The following is a 23,947-nucleotide window of genomic DNA, read 5'->3' as shown; positions in this document are numbered from 1 at the left end:
TGTCGCGTGGGGGGCGGGCTATCGCTTGCCTTGGGCTCCTTCTCACCTCCGCATGCCGTCAGGGAAAGGCACAGGGCGAGCAGTGGAGCGAAATGGCGTGCGTGCACGACGGCGATTCCCTAGGGCCGTAGAAGTGGGGCTGCGGCGCGTCCGCGGCGAAGGGCGCGGAGGCGCGTCGGCAGATAGTAAGGAGTGTAGATCGGCGGCCACAAGTTACCTTTGGGGAACATGGGGTGACTGTCCATCAGATGAGAAGGGGCTTTGCCGGAAGGCCTTCCAGCCTGTTGACTCCCCGCCGGAAGCGAACCGTGATCAGGGTTCTCCCACTGGGTCACTTGTTTATCCCGAGGACTGAGGAGCACACAATGGAGAAGGTATTCCGCAACCTGGCGACGGGCTGCGTCGCCGCCGTTTCGACCGCCGCGATCCTGCTGGGCGCGGCGGGTCCGTCGGCCGCGTACGGCAAGGACGGAATTCTCGAGGTCAACGAGTTCGGTCTTTTCTACAACCAGTACCAGTCGGGTTGTGTCTTCGACCTATACGGCGAGGACCTGAACTTCAACGACAACTACTTCAAGAGCGGTTGCACCGGCGGCACGTCCCTGGTGAACGACAACACCGAGTCCTACAAGAACCGGGACGTCTACGCGTGGAAGGTGGCGACCGACGCCAACATGGACGGCAGTGTCGGTGAGGTCCCCTCGAACTACCAGGGCAATGCCTCCACCACCTTCAAGAACACGATCAGCTCGTCCACCTACACCCTCCACGCCTGAGCGCGGTGAAGGAGCCGACCGAGATGCGCACCGCCGGTTTCCACCGGATTCCCGTTCCGGCGGTACTGCTGGCGGCCGTCCTCCTGGCGGGCTGTTCGGATTCCGGCGGGGGGAGCGGGGCCGGAGAGCCCGAGTTGGGCGCCGTAGCCGTGAATCCGCCCACGTCATCGCTGTCCCTGCCGATGGACGCGTACACGGACACCGAGGCGGACGCCCTGCGGATGGGCCGGGTACAGGAAAACCTCGTCGCCCGGTGCATGGCCCGGTTCGGATTCACGTACGACGGCGTGACCGCCATCGAGCCCTCCCCGGGCGCGGCGGCGCAGGACCGGCACGCCTATCTGTTCGGCCTGGCCGACCCGGCACGTGCGGCGGCCCACGGGTACGACAAGACCTCGGGGGAGGGAAGGCCGGCCAAGCCGGCCGCCCCGAAGCTGAGCGACAGCGAGTACACCGTCCTGCACGGTGAAACGCAGGGCGGCGACGGACAGGGCGCACAACCGCCCCCCGACGCGCTCAACGAGGAGGACGCCGCCCGGGTGGACAGCGGCATCGAGGTCGGCGGGCAGAAGGTGCCCGCCGGGGGATGCGGACGGGAGGGGTACCGCAAGCTGTACGCGCCGACCAAGGACAGCGTGGACCTCCTCTTCGCCTTCGGCCTGGAAGGCGAGGCGCACGACCGGTCCAAGGGGGACTCGCGGGTCGCCGACGTCCTGCGCAAGTGGTCCGCCTGCATGGACAAGTCCGGCTACACCGGGATCAAAACCCCGTACGAGGTGGTGGAGAAGCTCGGCCTGGAAAGCGACTTGGGAGGAGCCAAGGCAGTCACCGTGGCCAAAGCGGACGTGGCGTGCAAGCGCGAGGTGAACCTCGTGGGGATCTGGTACGCCGTCGAGAAGGCCTACCAGCAGCGCCTCGTCGAGGAGCAGGCAGAGACGCTCGCGCTCTACAAGAAACAGCGCGACGCCCGCTTCAAGCTGGCGGCCTCGCTCCGCTGAGCCCGAACACAGGCCGAAGGGCCGGTACTCCACCCCCGAGCGGGGGGGGAGTACCGGCCCTTACGCGCATGCGCGAGCCGGTCGCGGGGCGGCCGGGAAGGCTCCCGAAGGCCCTGAGAGCGGCTCAGGATGCCTTCGGCGTGGCCCGGCGTGGCCCGGGAGGCTCAGAGGACGCGGACGGCGCCCGTCGGCATGTCGTAGCTCAGGGGGCGCTCGACGATGCCCGTGCTGGGGTTCTGCGCGCCGATGAACTTGCCGCCGCCGATGTACAGGGCGACGTGGTAGGCGTTGCCGCGGGAGCCCCAGTACAGGATGTCGCCCGGCTGCAGGTTGCCCAGCGAGACCGAGGTGCCCTCGGAGGACTGGTCCTGGGACATGCGCGGCAGGGAGATGCCGGCCTGGCGGTAGGCGGCCTGCACGAGGCCGGAGCAGTCGTACGAGGACGGGCCGGTGCCGCCCATGACGTACGCCTTGCCGACCTGGTTGCGGGCGAAGTTGATGATGGCGGAGGCCGAACCGGTGGCCGGGGCGGTGACCGTGCCCTCGCCGTCGTCGGAGGTGCCGGCGGACGCGGAGGCGGTCTGGAGGGTCGAACGGCCGGAACCGCGGGTGGCGCGCTCGGCGTCGGCCTTGCGGTCCGCCTCCTCCTTCGCCTTCTTCTCGGCCTTCTGCTGGGCGTCTTCCTTGGCCTGCTTGGCCTCGGCGGCGGCGCCGCTGCGGGCGCTCTCCTCCTGGGCGTTCAGCTCGCCGGTGACGGCCGCCTCGACGGCTGCCACGCGGGTGTTCTCGGCCGCGGTGGTGACCGCGGAGGCGACGTCGGCGGTCAGGTCCAGGCTCAGGACCGGCATTTCGAGCGTCGTCTCGGCCACGGGCTCGGCGGACGGGGACGCGCTCGCGGTGCCGGCCATGGCGAGGGTGCTGAGGACGCCACCGGCAACTCCGGCGCGGACCGCGAGCTTCGAGGCGCTGCGGCGGGGCTTCCGGTGGCTGGGTATGTGAGCGGTGTGGGACATGGGACAACCGCTATCAGGGCGCAGGGGTTGGCTTCAAGAAACGTGGTGTGCGCCACAGTTGCGCGAGAGGCGGCTTAACCGGGCGCGTCACGCGGAATATTGACGCCGTAACGGGCGAATCGGACACGCCCTCACAAGCCTGTGATCATGGGCTTTCTCTAATAAGTCCGAATTGATCCGCGCCTACCATCCCGCCCGACAGTTGGCCAAGCCCCCTTTCGGCGGCCCCGATTTCGAGTGGCGCAGGTCACATTCGCCTACCGCTGTGCGGGTGCTGTGGCCGGTCCGTGACCGGGCTGTGAGCTTCTCGTGGGATCGGAGAGCGGATGTGGGGCTCCCGGGGCTCCGCGATCTTGGCCGCTCCCCCCTTCCGCTCCCGCCGGCGACCCCCCGCACGCCCCCCCGCGCGACCCCCGTCCACTCGCGTCCGCGCCGACTCCCCCGCGCGGGCGACGCCGATTCCTTTATCACCGGGTCCACCCAGGGGGCGAATTTGCCTGCAATGGCCATCGTTTGATAGGGCAACCCCCTTCCACCTGCGGTGACAGGGGCGGATGTCACTTTTGGTAGTCATGTGGATGCCTTGTGTATGAAGATCACCGCTCAACGGACTTCATGATCGTTCGTCGGGTGGTGGAGATCACAAACTCGTTGTTGTAACCCGTGTCGCAGATCACAGACCCGCAGGCATAGGATGCGCAGCAGTCCGGCTTGTGAACTGCCTCACATGTGCAAGATCTTCGCGAGGCGGGGCTCTTGGCGCCGGCACAGCGGTCCAACGGTCAAGGACGACTGGAAGGAGCGAGGAGCGTGAATGCGTACGCGCCCATCCTCGTGCTCGGCGCCCTCGGCGCAGGGTTTGCGATCTTCTCCGTGGTCATGGCCACGCTGATCGGCCCAAAACGGTATAACCGGGCGAAGCTTGAAGCGTACGAGTGCGGCATCGAGCCCACTCCGATGCCGGCCGGCGGCGGCCGCTTCCCCATCAAGTACTACCTGACGGCGATGCTCTTCATCGTCTTCGACATCGAGATCGTCTTCCTCTACCCCTGGGCCGTCACCTTCGACTCCCTGGGGATCTTCGGGCTCGTCGAGATGCTGCTCTTCGTGCTCACCGTCTTCGTCGCCTACGCCTACGTCTGGCGCCGCGGCGGCCTGGAATGGGACTGAGGGGCTGAATTTTCCATGGGACTGGAAGAGAAGCTGCCGAGCGGCTTCCTGCTGACCACCGTCGAACAGGCCGCGGGCTGGGTGCGCAAGTCATCCGTCTTCCCGGCCACCTTCGGCCTGGCCTGCTGCGCCATCGAGATGATGACCACCGGAGCGGGCCGCTACGACCTCGCCCGCTTCGGCATGGAGGTCTTCCGCGGCTCCCCGCGCCAGGCCGACCTGATGATCGTGGCCGGCCGGGTCAGCCAGAAGATGGCGCCGGTGCTGCGGCAGGTGTACGACCAGATGCCCGCCCCGAAGTGGGTCATCTCCATGGGCGTCTGCGCCTCCTCGGGCGGCATGTTCAACAACTACGCGATCGTCCAGGGCGTCGACCACATCGTGCCCGTGGACATCTACCTGCCCGGCTGCCCGCCCCGCCCCGAGATGCTGATGGACGCGATCCTCAAGCTCCACCAGAAGATCCAGGGCTCCAAGCTCGGCGTGAACCGGGAAGAGGCGGCGCGCGAGGCGGAGGAGGCGGCCCTCAAGGCCCTCCCCACCATCGAGATGAAGGGGCTCCTGCGGTGAGCGACGACCCCGCCGTGGACAACGGCAACAACGTTCCCGCCCCTAGGGGCGCGGTCGGCCCAGAGGTGATCGGCGTCCGCAAGGGCATGTTCGGCGCGAACAACGGCGGCGACACCACCGGCTACGGCGGTCTGGTGCGCACCGTGGCACTGCCCGGGGCGACGAGCCGCCCCTACGGCTCGTACTTCGACGAGGTCGCCGACGAACTCGAAGGCGCCCTGGAGGAACAGGACCTCGTCCCCGAGAACGCCATCGAGAAGACGGTGGTCGACCGGGGCGAGCTCACCTTCCACATCGCCCGCGAACACCTCGTCCGGGTCGCCTCCACCCTGCGCGACGACCCGGCGCTGCGCTTCGAGCTCTGTACCGGCGTCTCGGGCGTGCACTTCCCGAAGGACAAGGGACGCGAGCTGCACGCGGTCTACCACCTGCGCTCGCTCACCCACGGCCGGGTCCTGCGCCTGGAGGTCTCGGTCCCCGACAGCGACCCGCACGTCCCGTCGCTCGTCTCCGTCTACCCGACCAACGACTGGCACGAGCGCGAGACGTACGACTTCTTCGGCCTGGTCTTCGACGGACACCCCGCCCTGACGCGGATCATGATGCCGGACGACTGGCAGGGGTTCCCGCAGCGCAAGGACTACCCGCTCGGCGGCATTCCCGTCGAGTACAAGGGCGCCCAGATCCCGGCTCCCGACCAGCGGAGGTCGTACAGCTGATGAACACCCCGAACACTTCGCGGCAGGCGTCCGCCCGCGAGACGACCGAGGGCACCGTCTACACCGTCACCGGCGGTGACTGGGACGAGGTCGTCCAGTCGGCGGCCCGCGCGGACGACGAGCGGATCGTCGTCAACATGGGCCCGCAGCACCCCTCGACCCACGGCGTGCTCCGGCTGATCCTGGAGATCGACGGCGAGACGGTCACCGAGGCGCGCTGCGGCATCGGGTACCTGCACACCGGCATCGAGAAGAACCTCGAATTCCGGAACTGGACGCAGGGCACCACCTTCGTGACGCGCATGGACTACCTGACGCCGTTCTTCAACGAGACGGCGTACTGCCTGGGCGTCGAGAAGCTGCTCGGCATCACCGACCAGATCCCGGACCGCGCCACCGTCATCCGCGTCCTGCTGATGGAGCTCAACCGGATCTCCTCCCACCTGGTGTGCATCGCCACCGGCGGCATGGAGCTGGGCGCGACCACGATCATGATCTACGGCTTCCGCGACCGCGAGCTGATCCTCGACATCTTCGAGCTGATCACCGGCCTGCGCATGAACCACGCGTTCGTCCGCCCCGGCGGCCTCGCGCAGGACCTGCCCCCGGGCGCAGTCGACCAGCTGCGCGACTTCGTGAAGACCATGAAGAAGAACCTGCCGGAGTACGACAAGCTCGCCACCGGCAACCCCATCTTCAAGGCCCGCATGCAGGACGTCGGCTACCTCGACCTGACCGGCTGCATGGCCCTGGGCGCCACCGGCCCGATCCTGCGCTCCGCCGGTCTGCCGCACGACCTGCGCAAGTCGGACCCGTACTGCGGCTACGAGGACTACGAGTTCGACGTGCCGACCGCCGAGAGCTGCGACTCCTACGGGCGGTTCCTGATCCGCCTGGAGGAGATGCGCCAGTCGCTGCGGATCGTCGAGCAGTGCCTGGAGCGGCTGGAGCCGGGCCCGGTGATGGTCGCCGACAAGAAGATCGCCTGGCCGGCGCAGCTCGCGATGGGCCCCGACGGCCTCGGCAACTCGCTCGACCACATCCGCACCATCATGGGCACCTCGATGGAGGCCCTCATCCACCACTTCAAGCTGGTGACCGAGGGTTTCCGCGTTCCCGCCGGGCAGGCGTACGCGGCCGTCGAATCACCCAAGGGCGAGCTCGGCGTGCACGTCGTCTCCGACGGCGGCACCCGCCCCTACCGGGTCCACTTCCGCGACCCGTCCTTCACCAACCTCCAGGCCATGGCGGCGATGTGCGAAGGCGGCCAGGTCGCCGACGTCATCGTCGCCGTCGCCTCCATCGACCCCGTGATGGGAGGCGTCGACCGATGACAGACGTGTCGTTGGGCATGCCCCAGCTCCCGGCCCCCGACTACCCGGCGGAGGTCCGCGAGAGGCTGGCGGCCGACGCCGCCCGGATCATCGCCCGCTACCCCGACAGCCGCTCCGCGCTGCTGCCGCTGCTGCACCTGGTGCAGGCGGAAGAGGGCTACGTCACGCGCACCGGCATGCGGTTCTGCGCCGAGACGCTCGGCCTGACCACCGCCGAGGTGACGGCCGTCGCCACCTTCTACACGATGTACCGGCGCAAGCCGTCCGGCGAGTACCAGGTGGGCGTCTGTACGAACACCCTGTGCGCGGTGATGGGCGGCGACGCCATCTTCGACGAGCTCAAGGAGCACCTGGGCGTCGGGAACAACGAGACCACCCCCGACGGCAAGGTCACCCTCGAACACATCGAGTGCAACGCGGCCTGCGACTACGCCCCTGTGGTGATGGTCAACTGGGAGTTCTTCGACAACCAGACCCCCGAGTCCGCGAAGGCGCTGGTGGACGACCTGTTGGCCGGCCGGCAGGTCGTACCGACGCGGGGCGCGCCGCTGTGCACGTACAAGGAGACGGCCCGGATCCTCGCCGGGTTCCCGGACGAGCGCGAGGGCGCGGTGGAGGCGGGCGGCGGAGCCGGCCCGGCCTCGCTGATCGGCCTTCGCATCGCCCGCGGCGAATCCCCGCACACCCCGATCGTGCACCCGCGCGGCGAAGCGCGCGGCGGGACCACCACCGAGGGAGGGGCGTGATGTCCGTGTCATCCGAACTGGGCAACGGGAGCTCCCGGCCGGACGCCGGGGGAGGCACCAGCCCGGAGAAGCTCCTGGCACCCGTCCTGTCGGCGTTCTGGGACGAGCCCGAGTCGTGGACGCTGGAGACCTACCGGCGCCACGAGGGGTACGAGGGCCTGCGCAAGGCGCTCGCGATGACCCCGGACGACCTCATCGCGTACGTGAAGGACTCCGGTCTGCGCGGACGCGGCGGTGCGGGCTTCCCCACCGGAATGAAGTGGCAGTTCATCCCGCAGGGCGACGGAAAGCCGCACTACCTCGTCGTGAACGCGGACGAGTCGGAACCGGGAACCTGCAAGGACATCCCCCTCCTCTTCGCCAATCCGCACTCCCTCATCGAGGGAATGGTCATCGCCTGCTACGCGATCCGGTCGGAGCACGCCTTCATCTACCTGCGCGGCGAGGTCGTGCCGGTCCTGCGGCGCCTGCACGAGGCGGTGCGCGAGGCGTACGAGGCCGGGTACCTCGGGGAGAACATCCTCGGGAGCGGGCTGAAGCTCGACATCACGGTGCACGCGGGAGCGGGCGCGTACATCTGCGGCGAGGAGACGGCACTGCTCGACTCCCTCGAAGGCCGACGCGGTCAGCCCCGGCTGCGTCCCCCCTTCCCCGCTGTGGAGGGCCTCTACGCGTGCCCCACTGTCGTCAACAACGTCGAGTCCATCGCCTCGGTTCCCGCGATCCTGAACAAGGGCAAGGACTGGTTCAAGGCGATGGGGACGGAGAAGTCCCCCGGTTTCACGCTGTACTCGCTGTCCGGGCACGTCGCCGGACCCGGCCAGTACGAGGCCCCGCTCGGCATCACCCTGCGCCAGCTCCTCGACATGAGCGGCGGGATGCGCCCCGGGCACCGGTTGAAGTTCTGGACCCCGGGCGGCTCCTCCACCCCCATGTTCACCGACGAACACCTCGACGTCCCGCTCGACTACGAGGGCGTCGGCGCGGCCGGCTCGATGCTCGGCACCAAGGCGCTCCAGTGCTTCGACGAGACCACGTGCGTGGTCCGCGCGGTGACCCGGTGGACCGAGTTCTACGCCCACGAGTCCTGCGGCAAGTGCACGCCGTGCCGCGAAGGCACGTACTGGCTCGTCCAACTGCTGCGCGACATCGAGGCCGGCAAGGGCGTGATGAGCGACCTCGACAAGCTGAACGACATCGCCGACAACATCAACGGCAAGTCGTTCTGCGCCCTCGGCGACGGCGCCGCCAGCCCGATCTTCTCCTCGCTCAAGTACTTCCGCGAGGAGTACGAGCAGCACATCACGGGCAAGGGCTGCCCCTTCGACCCCAAGAAGTCGACCCTCTGGGCTGACACGGAGGTGAACGCATGACCGTCACCACTAACGCCCCGGCGGGCGGCGGCGGGGCGGCGGTTCCGCCCGAGGACCTGATCTCGCTGACCATCGACGGCATCGAACTGTCCGTCCCCAAGGGGACGCTGGTCATCCGGGCCGCCGAACAGCTCGGCATCGAGATCCCCCGGTTCTGCGACCACCCCCTCCTCGACCCCGTCGGCGCCTGCCGCCAGTGCATCGTCGAGGTGGAGGGCCAGCGCAAGCCGATGGCCTCCTGCACCATCACCTGCACCGACGGCATGGTCGTCAAGACGCAGCTGACGTCGCAGGTCGCCGACAAGGCCCAGCGCGGGGTGATGGAGCTGCTGCTCATCAACCACCCGCTGGACTGTCCGGTCTGCGACAAGGGCGGCGAGTGCCCACTGCAGAACCAGGCCCTCTCGCACGGCAACGCCGAATCGCGTTTCGAGGGCAAGAAGCGGACGTACGAGAAGCCGATCCCGATCTCCACGCAGGTGCTGCTGGACCGCGAACGGTGCGTGCTGTGCGCGCGCTGCACCCGCTTCTCCACGCAGGTGGCCGGCGATCCGATGATCGAGCTGCTGGAGCGCGGCGCCCTCCAGCAGGTCGGCACCGGCGAGGGCGACCCGTTCCAGTCGTACTTCTCCGGCAACACCATCCAGATCTGCCCGGTCGGCGCCCTCACCTCGGCCGAGTACCGGTTCCGCGCCCGCCCCTTCGATCTCGTCTCCTCCCCGAGCGTGTGCGAGCACTGCGCGGGCGGCTGCGCGACCCGGACCGACCACCGGCGCGGCAAGGTGCTGCGCCGGCTGGCCGCCGAGGACCCCGAGGTCAACGAGGAGTGGATCTGCGACAAGGGCCGCTTCGCGTTCCGCTACGCGCAGCGCCCCGACCGCCTCACCACCCCCCTGGTGCGCGGCTCCGACGGGGTGCTCGCCCCGGCGAGCTGGCCCGAGGCGCTGGAGGCCGCCGCGAACGGGCTGGCCGCCGCGCGCGGCCGGGCCGGGGTGCTGGCGGGCGGCCGGCTCACCGCCGAGGACGCGTACGCGTACGCCAAGTTCGCCCGCGTGGTGCTGGACACCAACGACATCGACTTCAGGGCGCGGGTGCACAGCGCGGAGGAGGCCGAGTTCCTGGCCGCCACCGTGGCCGGCACCGGCAAGGACCTCTCCGGCGGCGGGGTGACGTACTCCTCCCTGGAGGCCGCGCCCGCCGTGCTGCTGGCCGGCATCGAGTCCGAGGAAGAGGCCCCCGGGGTCTTCCTGCGGCTGCGCAAGGCCCACCGCAAGCACAAGCAGCGGACCTTCGGCCTCGCCCCGTTCGCCACCCGAGGGCTGGAGAAGGCGGGCGGCACCCTGCTGGCCGCCGCCCCCGGGACCGAACCCGACTGGCTGAACGCGCTGGCCTCGCGCAGCGGCCTGGAGCAGGGCGGCCACGCCGCCGCCGAAGCGCTGCGCGAGCCCGGCGCCGTCATCGTCGTCGGGGAGCGCCTGGCCGGCGTGCCGGGCGCGCTGACCGCCGCCGTACGCGCGGCCGCCGCGACCGGCGCGCAGCTCGTGTGGATCCCGCGCCGGGCCGGGGAGCGGGCCGCCGTGGAGGCGGGCGCGCTGCCGTCGCTGCTGCCCGGCGCCCGGCCGGCCACCGACCCGCGCGCCCGCGAGGAGGTCGCGGCGGCCTGGGGGCTGGACGAACTCCCGCATCGCTACGGCCGCGACACCGGCCAGATCGTCGAGGCGGCGGCCGGGCGCGAGCTGTCCGCGCTGCTCGTCGCGGGCGTCGAGGTGACCGACCTGCCCGACCCGGCCCGCGCCCGTCTCGCGCTCCAGGAGGCGTTCGTGGTCTCGCTGGAGCTGCGGCCCGGCGAGGTCACCGACCACGCCGACGTGGTGTTCCCCGTCGCGGCCGTCGCCGAGAAGGCGGGCTCGTTCATCAACTGGGAGGGTCGGGTGCGGCCGTTCGAGGCGGCGCTCAAGCCCGACCAGATGACCCGCCGGCTCGCCCCCGCCGACCACCGCGTGCTGCACATGCTGGCCGACGCGGCGGACCGGCCGATCGGCCTGCCCGACGTCCACGCCGTACGGCGGGAACTCGACCGGCTCGGCCCTTGGACGGGGGAGCGCGCCGCCGAGCAGCGCGCGGACACCGCCTCCCTGCCCCGGCCCGGCGCGGGCGAGGCGGTCCTCGCGGGTCACCGGCTGCTGCTGGACCAGGGCCGGCTGCAGGACGGCGACGCCGCCCTGGCCGGCACCCGGCACGAGGCGAGCGCCCGTCTCTCGGCCGCCACGGCCGCCGAGTCGGGCGTCAAGGACGGGGACGTCCTCGCGGTCACCGGCCCGGCCGGGACCGTGGAACTGCCGCTGCGGATCACGGCGATGCCCGACCGGGTGGTCTGGCTCCCGCTGAACTCCACCGGCTCCGGCGTCCTCGCCGACACCGGCGCCCGCCCGGGCGCCCTCGTACGCATCGGCCCGGCCGTCGCGGCCGGCGCGGGCGACAGCACCGCGGAGGTGGACGCGTGAACCCGGTACAGCTCGCCGCGGAGGACCTGTCCCTCTTCGGCAAGGACGTGTGGTGGCTCGTCGTCGTCAAGGCGGTGTTCTGCTTCGCCTTCCTGATGGTGACGGTGCTCTTCTCCATCGTCTGGGAGCGCAAGGTCGTCGCCTGGATGCAGCTGCGCATCGGGCCCAACCGGCACGGCCCCTGGGGCATGCTCCAGTCGCTCGCCGACGGCGTGAAGCTCATGCTCAAGGAAGACGTGATCGTCAAGCGGGCCGACAAGGTGGTGTACGTCCTGGCCCCGATCATCGCGGCGATCCCGGCCTTCATGGCCATCGCGGTGATCCCCTTCGGCCCCTCCGGCAACGAGGTCTCGATCTTCGGCCAGCGCACCACGATGCAGCTGACGGACCTGCCCATCGCGATGCTGTACGTCCTCGCGGTGGCCTCCGTCGGCATCTACGGCATCGTCCTCGCCGGCTGGTCCTCGGGCTCCACGTACCCGCTGCTCGGCGGCCTGCGCTCCTGCGCGCAGATGATCTCGTACGAGATCGCGATGGGCGCGGCGTTCGCCTCGGTGTTCCTCTACTCCGGGTCGATGTCGACCTCGAAGATCGTGGAGGCGCAAGCGGACCGCTGGTACATCGTCCTGCTGCCGGTCTCCTTCATCATCTACGTGATCACGATGGTCGGGGAGACGAACCGCGCTCCCTTCGACATGCCGGAGTCCGAGGGCGACCTGGTCGGCGGCTTCAACACCGAGTACTCCTCCATCAAGTTCGCGCTGTTCATGCTGGCCGAGTACGTCAACATGGTCACCGTCTCGGCGGTGTCGGTCACCCTCTTCCTCGGCGGCTGGCGGGCCCCCGCACCCATCTCGACGTACTGGGAGGGCGCGAACCACGGCTGGTGGCCGATGCTCTGGTTCGTCATCAAGGTCCAGTTGCTGCTGTTCTTCTTCATCTGGCTGCGCGGCACGCTGCCGCGGGTGCGCTACGACCAGCTGATGAAGCTCGGCTGGAAGGTCCTCATCCCCGTGTCCGTGGTCTGGCTGATGCTGGTGGCCACCGTCCGGGCGCTGCGGAACGAGCACTACGACTTCCAGCAGATCGTGCTCTACGTCGGCGGTGCGGTCATCGCCGTGCTGCTGCTGTCCTTCGTCGCCGACGTCTTCCGGAACAAGCGGGAGGAGCAGGCCCGGGGCGCGGGGGGCGAGGGCGCGGCGGACGAGCCCTTCGACCCGATGGCGGGCGGATTCCCCGTGCCCCCCAAGCCCGGCCAGCGATCCGCAGCCGTACCGCGCAGGCGGCCCCGCGGACAGCGGGAGCTGATTGTCAGTGGCGGGGCGAATACTGACAGTGACCGAGAGGAGGGTGGTGAGAATGTCTGACCCCGAGAACGAGAAGTGGCAGAACCCGGTGGCCGGCTTCGGCGTGACCTTCAAGGCCATGTTCAAGAAGCGCCTCACCGAGCAGTACCCGGAGCAGCACAAGACCACCGCACCCCGCTTCCACGGGCGGCACCAGCTCAACCGCCATCCCGACGGTCTGGAGAAGTGCATCGGGTGCGAGTTGTGTGCCTGGGCCTGTCCGGCCGACGCGATCTACGTGGAGGGCGCGGACAACACCGCGGAGGAGCGCTACTCCCCGGGTGAGCGGTACGGCGCGGTCTACCAGATCAACTACGCCCGCTGCATCCTGTGCGGGCTGTGCGTCGAGGCGTGCCCCACCCGGGCGCTGACGATGACGAACGAGTTCGAACTGGCCGACTCCAGCCGCGCGTCGCTGATCTACACCAAGGAACAGCTGCTGGTGGGGCTGACCGAGGGCATGGTCGAGGCACCGCACGAGATGTACCCGGGCACCGACGACCAGGACTACTACCGCGGTCTGGTGACGGGCGCGGCGCCGGGGACGCCCCGGCAGGTCGCGCGTTCCGAGGGCGAGGTTCCCGAAGGGGCCGGGCAGGACGCGGCCGAAGCCGAGGGGGTGGACGCATGAGCGCGATCGCCGCGGCGGCATCGACCACCTCGACGGGTGAGGCCGTCCAGTTCTGGGTGCTCGGCACGGTCGCCGTCATCGGCGCGCTGTGCACGATCACGATGAAGAAGGCCGTGCACAGCGCGCTGTGCCTGGCCGGGACGATGATCATCCTGGCGGTCTTCTACCTCGCCAACGGGGCGTACTTCCTGGGCGTCGTCCAGGTCGTCGTCTACACCGGCGCGATCATGATGCTGTTCCTCTTCGTGGTCATGCTCGTCGGCGTCACCGCCGCCGACTCGCTCACCGAGACCCTCAAGGGGCAGCGCTGGCTGGCCGCCCTGTGCGGGCTGGGCTTCGGCATCCTGCTGATCGCCGGCATCGCCAACGCCAAGCTCACCCACTTCAACGGCCTGGGCGCGGTCAACTCCGGCGGACACGTCGAGGGACTCGCCGAGCTGATCTTCACCCGGTACATCTTCGCCTTCGAGATCACCGGCGCCCTGCTGATCACGGCGGCCGTCGGCGCGATGGTGCTGACGCACCGCGAGCGCACCGAGCGGGCCGCCACCCAGCGCGAACTCGCCGAGCGGCGCGTGCGCGAGGGCGTCCAGCTCCCGCCGCTGCCCGCCCCCGGCGTCTACGCCCGGCACAACGCGGTGGACGTCGCCGGCCTGCTGCCGGACGGCACCCCGTCCGAGCTGACCGTCAACAAGACGCTGCGTGCGCGCGGTCAGATCCGCGACGTGTCGAGCGAGGCACTGAACGACCTGAAGGCGCTGGAGCGGAAGTCCGCGGAGCGCCTCGGCCGAGAGGAGGCCGCGAAGTGAACCCGGTCAACTACCTGTACCTGGCCGCACTGCTGTTCACCATCGGCGCGGCCGGCGTACTGATCCGCAAGAACGCGATCGTGCTGTTCATGTGCGTGGAGCTGATGCTCAACGCCTGCAACCTCGCCTTCGTCACCTTCTCGCGGATGCACTGCAACCTCGACGGTCAGATCATCGCGTTCTTCACGATGGTCGTCGCCGCCGCGGAGGTCGTGGTGGGCCTCGCGATCATCGTGTCGCTGTTCCGTACCCGCCACTCGGCCTCGGTCGACGACGCCAGCCTGATGAAGCTGTAAGGGGCCTTCACAGTGGAGAATCTGATTGCGCTGCTGGTGGCGGCGCCCCTGCTCGGAGCGGCGGTGCTGCTGTGCGGCGGCCGCCGCCTCGACAAGGCCGGCCACTGGCTCGGCACCCTCTTCGCCGCCGCCTCCTTCGGCATCGGCGTGGCCCTGTTCGCCGACATGCTGGGGCGCGGCGCCGACGACCGCGCCGTGTACCAGCGGCTCTACAGCTGGATCCCGGTGGAGGGCTTCCAGGCGGACGTCGCCTTCCGGCTCGACCAACTGTCGATGACCTTCGTCCTGCTGATCACCGGCGTCGGCACCCTCATCCACATCTACTCGATCGGGTACATGGAGCACGACGAGCGGCGCCGCCGCTTCTTCGGCTACCTGAACCTGTTCCTCGCGGCGATGCTGCTCCTCGTGCTCGCCGACAACTACCTGCTGTTGTACGTCGGGTGGGAGGGCGTGGGCCTGGCCTCGTACCTGCTCATCGGCTTCTGGCAGCACAAACCCAGCGCGGCCACCGCCGCGAAGAAGGCGTTCCTGGTCAACCGGGTCGGCGACATGGGCCTGTCGATCGCGATCATGCTGATGTTCACCACCTTCGGGACGTTCGCCTTCGGGCCGGTGTTCGGCGCCGTGGGCGGCGCCTCCGAGGGGAAGCTGACGGCGATCGCCCTGATGCTGCTGCTGGCCGCCTGCGGCAAGTCGGCGCAGGTGCCGCTCCAGTCCTGGCTCGGTGACGCCATGGAGGGCCCGACCCCCGTCTCGGCCCTGATCCACGCCGCCACCATGGTCACCGCGGGCGTGTACCTGATCACCCGCTCGGGGGCGGTCTTCAACGCCGCGCCGGACGCGCAGACCGCGGTCGTCGTGGTCGGCGCGGTGACGCTCCTCTTCGGTGCGATCGTCGGTTGCGCGAAGGACGACATCAAGAAGGCCCTCGCGGGCTCCACGATGTCGCAGATCGGCTACATGGTCCTCGCGGCCGGCCTCGGACCCATCGGCTACGTCTTCGCGATCATGCACCTGGTGACGCACGGCTTCTTCAAGGCCGGCCTCTTCCTCGGCGCGGGTTCCGTGATGCACGGGATGAACGACGAGGTGGACATGCGCAAGTACGGCGGCCTGCGGAAGTACATGCCGATCACCTTCGTCACCTTCGGCCTCGGCTACCTCGCCATCATCGGCTTCCCGGGCCTGTCGGGCTTCTGGTCCAAGGACAAGATCATCGAAGCCGCCTTCGCGAAGGGCGGCACCGAGGGCTGGATCCTGGGCGGCGTGGCCCTGTTGGGCGCCGCGATCACCGCCTTCTACATGACCCGCGTGATGCTGCTGACCTTCTTCGGCGAGAAGCGCTGGCAGCCGGCCCCCGACGCGGACGCCGTGCCCAGCGCCGAGCCCGCGGCCGAACACCAGGCGGGGAAGATGCCGCACCCGCACGAATCCCCGAAGACCATGACCCTGCCGATGATCGTGCTGGCCTTCGGCTCCGTCTTCGCCGGTGGCCTCTTCAGCATCAACGAGGCGTTCGTGAAGTGGCTGGAGCCCGTCACCTCCTTCGAGCACGGCAACCCGCCGCTCGGGGCCGGGGTGATCACCGCCGCCACGATCGTGGTCCTGCTGATCGGCGTGGGCCTCGCCTACCTGCAGTACGGCCGCAGGCCCGTCCCCGTGGTCGCCCCCCGGGGCAGCCTGCTCACCCGGGCCGCCCGGCGCGACCTGCTCCAGGACGACTTCAACCACGTCGTGCTGGTGCGCGGCGGGGAGCACCTGACCCGCTCCCTCGTGTACGTCGACCACAGCCTGGTCGACGGGGTGGTCAACGGGACGGCCGCCTCGGTCGGCGGACTGTCGGGCCGGCTGCGCAAGCTGCAGAACGGCTACGCCCGCAGCTACGCGGTCTCGATGTTCGGGGGCACGGCGATCCTCATCGCCGCGACCCTGCTGATGAGGGCGGTGTGAGATGAGTTTCCCGCTTCTGACGGTGACGGCGGTCGTGCCCGCGGTCGGCGCGGTCCTGACGGCGGCCGTCCCGGCCGCCCGCCGGGGCGCCGCCAAGTGGCTCGCGCTGCTCGTCTCCCTGGCGACCCTCGCCCTGGCCGTGCTCGTCGCGGTCCGCTTCGAGCCCGGTGGCGCCCGCTACCAGCTCACCGAATCCCACGCCTGGATCTCCGACTTCGGGGTCCGCTACGAACTGGGCGTCGACGGCATCGGGGTGGCGCTGATCGCGCTCACGGCCGTGCTGATGCCGTTCATCATCCTGGCCGGGTGGCACGACGCCGACCCACTGGAGACCAAGAGCCGACGCTGGCGGCCGACCCAGGGCTTCTTCGCCCTGATCCTGCTGGTCGAGGCGATGGTGATCATCTCCTTCGAGGCCACCGACGTCTTCCTCTTCTACGTCTTCTTCGAAGCCATGCTCATCCCGATGTACTTCCTCATCGGCGGCTTCGGCGACCGGGCCACCTCCACCCCATCGGCCGCCGGCGCGGCGGGCGGGGCCGACGAGAACGCGGCCGCGCAGCGCTCGTACGCGGCGGTCAAGTTCCTCCTCTACAACCTCGCCGGCGGCCTGATCATGCTGGCCGCCGTCATCGGGCTCTACGTGGTCGCCGGGAACTTCTCCCTCCAGGAGATCACCGCCGCGCGCGCCGCGGGCACCCTGGACATGGCGACCAACACCGAACGGCTGCTGTTCCTCGGCTTCTTCTTCGCCTTCGCGGTGAAGGCCCCGCTGTGGCCGCTGCACACCTGGCTGCCGAACGCGATGGGCGAGGCCACCGCCCCGGTCGCCGTACTGATCACCGCGGTCGTCGACAAGGTCGGCACCTTCGCGATGCTCCGCTTCTGTCTCGGACTCTTCCCCGAGGCCAGTAAGTGGGCCACCCCGGTGATCCTCGTCCTGGCCCTGATCAGCATCGTCTACGGGGCGCTGCTCGCCGTCGGCCAGCGGGACATCAAGCGGCTGATCGCCTACGCCTCGATCTCGCACTTCGGCTTCATCGTCATGGGCATCTTCGCGATGACCAGCCAGGGACAGTCGGGCGCGACGCTCTACATGGTCAACCACGGGATCTCCACGGCGGCGCTGATGCTGGTCGCCGGCTTCCTGATCTCGCGGCGCGGCTCCCGACTCATCGCCGACTACGGCGGCGTGCAGAAGGTGGCCCCCGTCCTCGCCGGGACCTTCCTCATCGGCGGTCTGGCGACGCTGTCCCTGCCGGGACTCGCCCCCTTCGTCAGCGAGTTCCTGGTCCTGGTCGGCACGTTCACCCGTTACCCGGTCGTCGGCATCATCGCCACCTTCGGCATCGTGCTGGCCGCGCTGTACACGCTGGTGCTCTACCAGCGCACGATGACCGGACCCGTGAAGGAGGAGGTCCGCGCGATGCCGGACCTGCGCCTGCGGGAGGTCCTGGTCGTGGCTCCGCTGATCGCGCTGCTGATCGGGTTGGGCGTGTACCCGAAGCCGCTGACCGAGATCGTCAACCCGGCGGTGAAGCACACCATGTCGGATGTGAAGCAGACGGACCCCAAGCCCGAGGTCGCCGTCCAAGCGAAGAACGGGGAGGCGGCGAAGTGAGCACGCTGACTGCTGCCCAGGGCCTGCTGACGTTGGCGGCCGCGGACCCGGCCGCCAAGATCCCGGCCCCGCACATCGAATACGCGCAGCTCGCGCCCACGCTGATCGTGGTGGGCGCGGCGGTCCTCGGCGTCCTCGTCGAGGCGTTCGTACCGCGCGCGTACCGCTACTACGTCCAGGTGTTCCTCGCCGTCGCAGCCCTGGCCGCGGCCTTCGCCGCGGTCGTCGGCCTCGCCGCCGGCGGGTACGGGAACTCCAAGGCGCACATCGCCGCCATGGGCGCGATCGCCGTGGACGGCCCCGCCCTGTTCCTCCAGGGCACCATCCTGCTGGCCTCGATCGTGGCCGTGTTCACCTTCGCGGAGCGGCGCCTGGACCCGGCGGCCCACGGCAAGAGGGTGGACTCCTTCGCCGCGCAGGCGGCGTCCGTCCCCGGCAGCGACAGCGAGAAGGCGGCCGTGAAGGCCGGTTTCACCACCACCGAGGTCTTCCCGCTGGCTTTGTTCGCGATCTCCGGCATGCTGATCTTCCCGGCGGCCGACGACCTGCTGACGCTGTTCATCGCGCTGGAGGTCTTCTCCCTCCCGCTGTACCTGCTCTGCGCCCTCGCCCGCCGCCAGCGGCTGATGTCGCAGGAGGCGGCGGTCAAGTACTTCCTGCTGGGGGCGTTCTCGTCGGCGTTCCTGCTCTTCGGCATCGCGCTGCTCTACGGCTACGCCGGCTCCGTCTCGTACGCGGTGATCGCGGACGTGGTGGACGGCACCGTCTCGAAGATCGATCCGGCGCTGGCCTCCACCATGGGCAACGACGCGCTGCTGCTCATCGGCGGCGCGCTGATCCTGATGGGTCTGCTGTTCAAGGTCGGCGCCGTCCCCTTCCACATGTGGACGCCGGACGTCTACCAGGGCGCCCCGACCCCCGTCACCGGCTTCATGGCGGCGGCCACCAAGGTAGCGGCCTTCGGCGCGCTCCTGCGTCTGCTGTACGTGGTGCTCCCGGGCCTGCGGTGGGACTGGCGGCCGGTGATGTGGGGCGTCGCGATCGTCACGATGCTGGCCGGCGCGGTGATCGCGGTGACCCAGACCGACGTCAAGCGGCTACTGGCGTACTCCTCGATCGCGCACGCCGGTTTCATCCTGGCCGGTGTGATCGCCACCTCCGCCGAGGGCGTCAAGTCGGTCCTCTTCTACCTGGGCGCCTACTCCTTCGTGACGATCGGAGCGTTCGCCGTGGTCACGCTGGTGCGGGACGCGGGCGGAGAAGCCACCCACCTGTCGAAGTGGGCAGGGCTGGGCCGTCGTTCGCCGCTGACGGCGGCGGTGTTCGCGGTGTTCCTGCTGGCCTTCGCGGGCATCCCGCTGACGTCCGGCTTCGCCGGCAAGTTCGCCGTGTTCAAGGCGGCGGCGGAGAGCGGCGCCGGGGTGCTGGTCGTGGTCGGTGTGATCTCGTCGGCGATCGCCGCGTTCTTCTACATCCGGGTGATCGTGCTGATGTTCTTCAGCGAGCCGAAGGCCGACGGCCCGACGGTGGCCGTGCCCTCACCGCTGACGATGACGACGATCGCGGTCGGTGTGGCGGTGACGCTGGTCCTGGGCGTGGCCCCGCAGTACTTCCTGGACCTGGCGGGGCACGCGAGCACGTTCGTGCGGTAGCGCCCGCGCGGTCGTACCGAGGGCCCGGCTCCCCGCGGAAGGGGGGCCGGGCCCTCGCGTTGACCGGGGTGGCGCGGTGGCCGCCCCGGCCGGGGTCAGCGGGAGGCGACGATGCGGCCGGTTACCTCGCCGAGGCCGACGCGGCTGCCGTCCGGACCGGGCGCCCAAGCGGTGAGGGTGACGGTGTCGCCGTCCTCCAGGAAGGTGCGCTTGCCGTCGGTGAGCTCGATGGCGTCGCGCCCGTTCCACGTCAGCTCCAGCAGGGAACCGCGCTGGTCGGTCTCGGGACCGCTGACGGTGCCGGAGCCGTACACGTCACCGGTCCGCAGGGAGGCGCCGTTGACCGTCATGTGGGCCAACTGCTGGGCGGCGGTCCAGTACATCGAGGCGAACGGCGGCCGGGCCACCTCCTGCCCGTTGATGGAGACGGTGATGCGCAGGTCGAAGCCGCCGGGACGGTCGGCGTCCGCGTCGTCCAGGTAGGGCAGGAGCGGGAAGTCCCGGGCGGGCGGGGCGACCCGGGCGGCATCCAGCGCCTCCAGCGGGGTGACCCAGGCGGAGACGGAGGTGGCGAAGGACTTGCCGAGGAACGGGCCGAGCGGCACGTACTCCCAGGCTTGGATGTCCCGCGCGGACCAGTCGTTGAGGAGGAACAGGCCGAAGACGTGGTCCTCGAACTCGCCGAGTCCGACCGGGCGGCCCAGTTCGGAGGGGGTCCCGACGACGAAGCCGACCTCGGCCTCGATGTCGAGCTTGACGCTCGGGCCGAAGACGGGCGCCGGGTCCGCGGGCGCCTTGCGCTGCCCGCGGGGGCGTACGACATCGGTGCCGGAGACCACGATGGTGCCGGAGCGGCCGTGGTAACCGATCGGCAGGTGCTTCCAGTTGGGGGTGAGCGCGTCACCGTCCGGGCGGAAGATCTTCCCGACGTTCGTGGCGTGGTGCTCGCTCGCGTAGAAGTCGACGTAGTCCGCGACCTCGTACGGCAGGTGCAGGGTGACCGCGTCGAGCGGCGTCAGGTGCGGCTCGACGGTGTCGCGGTGGCCGGGGTCGGTCACCCAGGCGGTCAGCGCGCGCCGTACGTCGCGCCAGGTGGTGCGCCCGGCGGCGAGCAGCGGGTTGAGGGAGGGGCGCCCGAGCAGCCCCGCGTAAGGGGAACCGAGTGCGAGCGCGGCCGCTCCGGCGTCCAGGACGTGCCCGCCGATCCGCACACCGACCCGGCGCCGGGGGTCCTCGACGGTGGAGAACACGCCGTAGGGGAGGTTGTGCGGTCCGAACGGGTCGCCCTCGGGGACATCGAGGGGGCTCTGCTGGGGCATGGGTTGCTGCCTCGCTTTCGACGCGGTCCGGGGGTGTCCCGGGGGCTCGTTGACACGTTACGTGGCTGGTGGGGCGTGCGGGAGGCCGGATTCGGGCGCTATTTGTAGGACTTGTCCAAAGGGGTCCGTATCCTTGCGCGGGTGACTTCCGCCCCGCTTTCGGCCCTCCCCTTCGCCTTGATCGCCACCGACCTGGACGGGACTCTGCTGCGCGCCGGGGACACCGTCTCGGCCCGTTCCCACACCGCCCTCGCGCGGGCCCGCGCCGCCGGGGCCCAGCACATCATCGTCACCGGCCGCCCGGTCCCCCAGGTACGCCACGTCCTGGACGGCCTCGGATACACGGGGCTCGCGGTGTGCGGGCAGGGCGCGCAGGTGTACGACGCGGCGTGCGGGCGCCTGTTGCACTCCGTGTGCATGGACCGGGGGCTCGCGGAGGTCGCCCTCGGCAAGATCGAGGCGGAGATCGGCGAGGTGTACGTGGCGGTCGACCAGGAGGGGGTGGACGCCGAGATGCTGATAGGGCCGGGCTACCGGATGCCGCACCCGCACCTGCCGACGGTCCGGGTACGGCGGCGCGCGGACCTGTGGTCGGCGCCGATCAACAAGGTGCTGCTCCAGCATCCCGAGCTGGACGACGACGAACTGACCCGGGTCGCCCGGGGGGTGGTCGGAGACCTCGTCAACGTGACGATGGCGGGGGAGCACACGGTGGAGCTCCAACCACCGGGCATCGACAAGGCGAGCGGCCTCGCGCGGGCCGCGGACGTCCTGGGGTTGGCCGCCTCGGCCACGATCGCCTTCGGCGACATGCCCAACGACGTGCCGATGTTCGCCTGGGCGGCGTACGGGGTGGCGATGGCGGACGCCCACCGGGAACTGGTGGCGGTGGCCGACGAGGTGACGCTCTCCAATGAGGAGGACGGGATCGCGGTGGTCCTGGAGCGACTGTTCCGCTGAACCGCCGCCCTTGCCGGGCCGCTGCTCTTCCCGACCCGCACGGCCTCCCCGACCCGCCCGGCCTCCCCGACCCGCCGGCTTCCGCGGCCGTCGCTCACCCCGACCCGTCGCGCCGGGGGCGGTCAGCCCGCCGTGCGCGGCAGGCGGCGCTCCCACGTGCGGTGGAAGACCACCTCGTCGCCCTCCCGACACACCACCTCGTTCGACGTCAGGAACCCGCCCGCGTCGCAGGAGACCTCCGAGCGGGTCTCCACCGTGGCCTCCCAGGCCGGCTCGGGCCGGTGCAGCCGGATCCGCCAGTGGGAGCGGACCCGCGCGGACAGGGCGTCCGTCGAGCGGATCTCGTACTCCTCCGTCCCCTCCTCCCCGACCTCCAGTCCGTCCGGGTACACCCGCGTCCCCCCGCAGCCGGGGTTCACCTCCAGCCGCCACGCCCCGAGCGCGACGTCCCGTACGACGACTAGCTCCGGCCGCGGCTCGTCCAGCGTCGCCGGGTACACGACCCCCAGCGGCTCCGCCTGCTCCGGCGCCTCGAAAACGATGCCGCCGTCCAACGGGCCCGCCGTGCGCAACGGCAGCTCCAGCGTGCTGCCCGCCGGGTCGAGGGTCCAGCCCGCCTCCGAGCCGGCCCGCGGCCAGATCCACGGCCAGTACGCCGAGGACAGCGCCAGCCGGATGCGGTGACCCGGCGGGAACGCGTACCCGATCCCGTTCAGCTCGAAGGCGACCTCCTCGTACGAGCCCACCGGCCAGGGCGCCGCCCGGTCCCGGCCGCCGCGCGCCGACAGGTTCAACGCGCCGCGCGTGACCAGCGTCGACGCCCCGTCCGGCGCGACGTCGCACAGCCGGGCGATCACCTGCCCGTACGGGACGTCCATCCGCAGCCGCAGCGTCACCCGCGCCCGGCCCAGGACCTCCACCGGCTCGCCCGGCGCCACCGGGAACTCGAAGCACGCCGACTTCGCGTCCTCCTCGCGCTGGTCCGGCGGCAGGTCCGCATCACCCCCCAGGGGGCGGAACCGGCCCGCGTCCAGCCCGGTGTGCTGGGGGGAGGCGACCGCCACCGGCGCGCCCTGGAGCCCGTAGGAGACCGGCACGACCGAGGGCGACGGCCAGGCGGCGTCACCGACCCAGCGCCCCGCCATCCGCTCGTACACGGTGGCGGGCGGGTGCGACTCGCCGATCCAGGAGCGGAGCAGCGGCTCGTCCATCACCCCGTTGTCCTCGCCCTTGAGCCAGTGGTCCCACCAGCGCAGGGTCTCCTGGAGGAAGCCGATCGCCGGGCCCGGCAGCCCCCGGTCGGGGTACTGGTGCGACCAGGGGCCGATCAGTCCGCGGACGCGGCCCCGCGGCAGGTGCTCGACCAGGCGCAGCACGGTGTCCCGGTACGGGTCGTGCCACCCGCCGACCGCCAGCACGGCCGCGCGGACGCTCCCGTAGTCCTCGCGGACGCTTTCCCGGCTCCAGTAGGCGTCGCGGGTCTGGTGCGCGAGCCAGGTGTGGACGAGCGGTTCCACGGCCTCCAGCCGGGTCAGCCACTGCTCCCGCCAGCCCTCGCCGACGTACAGCGGGTCCGGGGGGCGCGCCGCGAAGGCCGGCGGCGTCGCCGCCCACGCGGGCATGTCGACGGCCAGGACCGAGCCGCCCAGGTAGTGCCCGTCGTTGTCGTAGCGGTCGTCGGTGGAGCAGACCGTGACGACCGCCTTGAGCGCCCGGGGGGCGAGCGCGGCGATGCGGAGACCGTCGGAGCCGCCCCGGGAGATCCCGAACATGCCCACCGCGCCCGTGCACCACGGCCGCGCCGCGAGCCACTCCACCACCGTGACGCCGTCGGCGGGCCCCCGCGCGTCGTACGCGTCGCCGCGCACGCCGCCTGCACCGGGCACGCCGCCGCTGCAGCCGTGGCCGCGCACGTCGACGCGTACGGAGGCGTAGCCGTGGCCCGCGTACCAGGGGTGGCGCTGCCAGTCGCGCGGGGCCGTGCGGTCGGTGAGGCCGTCCGGGGTGTACTCCAGCAGGGCCGGGACGGGCTCGTCGCTGACCGGGCGCCAGATCCGCGCGTACAGCTCGACCCCGTCGGCCATCGGGATCCGGACATCCTCGCGGGTGGTCTCGTAGGGGAAGTCGGTACGGATGATCATGCGGGACCGCCTCGGT

The 23,947-nt window shown here is 70.5% G+C and carries 20 protein-coding genes; 17 read left to right on the top strand and 3 right to left on the bottom strand.

From position 1 onward, the window contains the following. Window positions 1-365 precede the first annotated feature (365 nt). Window positions 366-776 (top strand): hypothetical protein, encoded by a 411-nt coding sequence (locus ABZ934_RS14540; protein ID WP_361312545.1) that lies wholly within the window; start codon window positions 366-368, stop codon window positions 774-776. A 23-nt stretch (window positions 777-799) separates the two neighbouring features. Continuing rightward, window positions 800-1,774, top strand: a complete 975-nt coding sequence (locus tag ABZ934_RS14535) for a hypothetical protein (RefSeq protein ID WP_361312544.1) — start codon at window positions 800-802, stop codon at window positions 1,772-1,774. 164 nt (window positions 1,775-1,938) lie between these two features. Here ABZ934_RS14535 and ABZ934_RS14530 read toward each other — a convergent pair whose 3' ends face one another. Then, window positions 1,939-2,787 (bottom strand): NlpC/P60 family protein, encoded by an 849-nt coding sequence (locus ABZ934_RS14530; protein WP_361312542.1) that lies wholly within the window; start codon window positions 2,785-2,787, stop codon window positions 1,939-1,941. An 810-nt stretch (window positions 2,788-3,597) separates the two neighbouring features. Here ABZ934_RS14530 and ABZ934_RS14525 point away from each other — a divergent pair. From ABZ934_RS14525 to nuoN, 14 genes are read left to right on the top strand one after another with little or no spacing between them, the layout of a single operon-like run. Then, window positions 3,598-3,957 carry an NADH-quinone oxidoreductase subunit A gene (locus ABZ934_RS14525; protein ID WP_190182942.1) on the top strand — a complete coding sequence of 120 codons (360 nt, stop codon included), beginning with the start codon at window positions 3,598-3,600 and terminating at the stop codon, window positions 3,955-3,957. A 15-nt stretch (window positions 3,958-3,972) separates the two neighbouring features. Then, window positions 3,973-4,527, top strand: a complete 555-nt coding sequence (locus tag ABZ934_RS14520) for an NADH-quinone oxidoreductase subunit B (RefSeq protein ID WP_007265818.1) — start codon at window positions 3,973-3,975, stop codon at window positions 4,525-4,527. Then, window positions 4,524-5,246 carry an NADH-quinone oxidoreductase subunit C gene (locus ABZ934_RS14515; RefSeq protein WP_361312540.1) on the top strand — a complete coding sequence of 241 codons (723 nt, stop codon included), beginning with the start codon at window positions 4,524-4,526 and terminating at the stop codon, window positions 5,244-5,246. The genes ABZ934_RS14520 and ABZ934_RS14515 overlap by 4 nt, the downstream gene beginning before the upstream one ends. Beyond that, the gene (locus tag ABZ934_RS14510; RefSeq protein ID WP_361312538.1) at window positions 5,246-6,580 is read left to right on the top strand and encodes an NADH-quinone oxidoreductase subunit D; all 1,335 of its coding nucleotides are present in this window, start codon (window positions 5,246-5,248) and stop codon (window positions 6,578-6,580) included. The genes ABZ934_RS14515 and ABZ934_RS14510 overlap by 1 nt, the downstream gene beginning before the upstream one ends. Then, window positions 6,577-7,326 (top strand): NADH-quinone oxidoreductase subunit NuoE, encoded by a 750-nt coding sequence (gene nuoE, locus ABZ934_RS14505; protein ID WP_361312536.1) that lies wholly within the window; start codon window positions 6,577-6,579, stop codon window positions 7,324-7,326. Before ABZ934_RS14510 ends, nuoE begins: the two co-directional genes overlap by 4 nt. Further along, on the top strand, window positions 7,326-8,699 hold the full coding sequence (gene nuoF / locus ABZ934_RS14500; protein ID WP_361312535.1) for an NADH-quinone oxidoreductase subunit NuoF: 1,374 nt from the start codon (window positions 7,326-7,328) through the stop codon (window positions 8,697-8,699). The genes nuoE and nuoF overlap by 1 nt, the downstream gene beginning before the upstream one ends. After that, window positions 8,696-11,203: an NADH-quinone oxidoreductase subunit G gene (locus ABZ934_RS14495; protein ID WP_361312533.1), complete on the top strand. Its 2,508-nt coding sequence runs from the start codon at window positions 8,696-8,698 to the stop codon at window positions 11,201-11,203. Before nuoF ends, ABZ934_RS14495 begins: the two co-directional genes overlap by 4 nt. Beyond that, the gene (gene nuoH / locus ABZ934_RS14490; protein WP_361312531.1) at window positions 11,200-12,570 is read left to right on the top strand and encodes an NADH-quinone oxidoreductase subunit NuoH; all 1,371 of its coding nucleotides are present in this window, start codon (window positions 11,200-11,202) and stop codon (window positions 12,568-12,570) included. The genes ABZ934_RS14495 and nuoH overlap by 4 nt, the downstream gene beginning before the upstream one ends. Beyond that, entirely contained in the window at window positions 12,563-13,180 is a 618-nt protein-coding gene (nuoI, locus tag ABZ934_RS14485) for an NADH-quinone oxidoreductase subunit NuoI (protein WP_361312530.1), read from the top strand. The genes nuoH and nuoI overlap by 8 nt, the downstream gene beginning before the upstream one ends. Continuing rightward, window positions 13,177-13,989 carry an NADH-quinone oxidoreductase subunit J gene (locus ABZ934_RS14480; protein WP_361312528.1) on the top strand — a complete coding sequence of 271 codons (813 nt, stop codon included), beginning with the start codon at window positions 13,177-13,179 and terminating at the stop codon, window positions 13,987-13,989. Before nuoI ends, ABZ934_RS14480 begins: the two co-directional genes overlap by 4 nt. Next, window positions 13,986-14,285, top strand: a complete 300-nt coding sequence (nuoK, locus tag ABZ934_RS14475; protein ID WP_361312526.1) for an NADH-quinone oxidoreductase subunit NuoK — start codon at window positions 13,986-13,988, stop codon at window positions 14,283-14,285. The genes ABZ934_RS14480 and nuoK overlap by 4 nt, the downstream gene beginning before the upstream one ends. 12 nt (window positions 14,286-14,297) lie before the next feature. Next, window positions 14,298-16,238 (top strand): NADH-quinone oxidoreductase subunit L, encoded by a 1,941-nt coding sequence (gene nuoL, locus ABZ934_RS14470; protein WP_361312524.1) that lies wholly within the window; start codon window positions 14,298-14,300, stop codon window positions 16,236-16,238. Between the two features lies 1 nt (window position 16,239). Next, the gene (locus tag ABZ934_RS14465; RefSeq protein ID WP_361312523.1) at window positions 16,240-17,859 is read left to right on the top strand and encodes an NADH-quinone oxidoreductase subunit M; all 1,620 of its coding nucleotides are present in this window, start codon (window positions 16,240-16,242) and stop codon (window positions 17,857-17,859) included. 5 nt (window positions 17,860-17,864) lie between these two features. Then, on the top strand, window positions 17,865-19,511 hold the full coding sequence (gene nuoN, locus ABZ934_RS14460; RefSeq protein WP_361312610.1) for an NADH-quinone oxidoreductase subunit NuoN: 1,647 nt from the start codon (window positions 17,865-17,867) through the stop codon (window positions 19,509-19,511). A gap of 95 nt (window positions 19,512-19,606) precedes the next feature. Here the strand turns inward: nuoN and fahA are convergent, their stop codons facing one another. Next, on the bottom strand, window positions 19,607-20,830 hold the full coding sequence (gene fahA / locus ABZ934_RS14455) for a fumarylacetoacetase (protein WP_361312521.1): 1,224 nt from the start codon (window positions 20,828-20,830) through the stop codon (window positions 19,607-19,609). A 141-nt stretch (window positions 20,831-20,971) separates the two neighbouring features. Here fahA and ABZ934_RS14450 point away from each other — a divergent pair, with 141 nt between their 5' ends. Next, window positions 20,972-21,790, top strand: coding sequence for an HAD family hydrolase (locus ABZ934_RS14450; RefSeq protein WP_361312519.1), 819 nt, complete (start codon window positions 20,972-20,974; stop codon window positions 21,788-21,790). Window positions 21,791-21,912: 122 nt separating this feature from the next. Here ABZ934_RS14450 and ABZ934_RS14445 read toward each other — a convergent pair whose 3' ends face one another. Beyond that, window positions 21,913-23,931, bottom strand: coding sequence for a CocE/NonD family hydrolase (locus tag ABZ934_RS14445; protein WP_361312517.1), 2,019 nt, complete (start codon window positions 23,929-23,931; stop codon window positions 21,913-21,915). Window positions 23,932-23,947 lie beyond the last annotated feature (16 nt).

This window comes from Streptomyces sp. NPDC046557 (assembly GCF_040645975.1).
In the GTDB taxonomy this organism is placed as follows: Bacteria; Actinomycetota; Actinomycetes; order Streptomycetales; family Streptomycetaceae; genus Streptomyces.
This window is presented reverse-complemented; position numbering and strand designations above follow the sequence as displayed.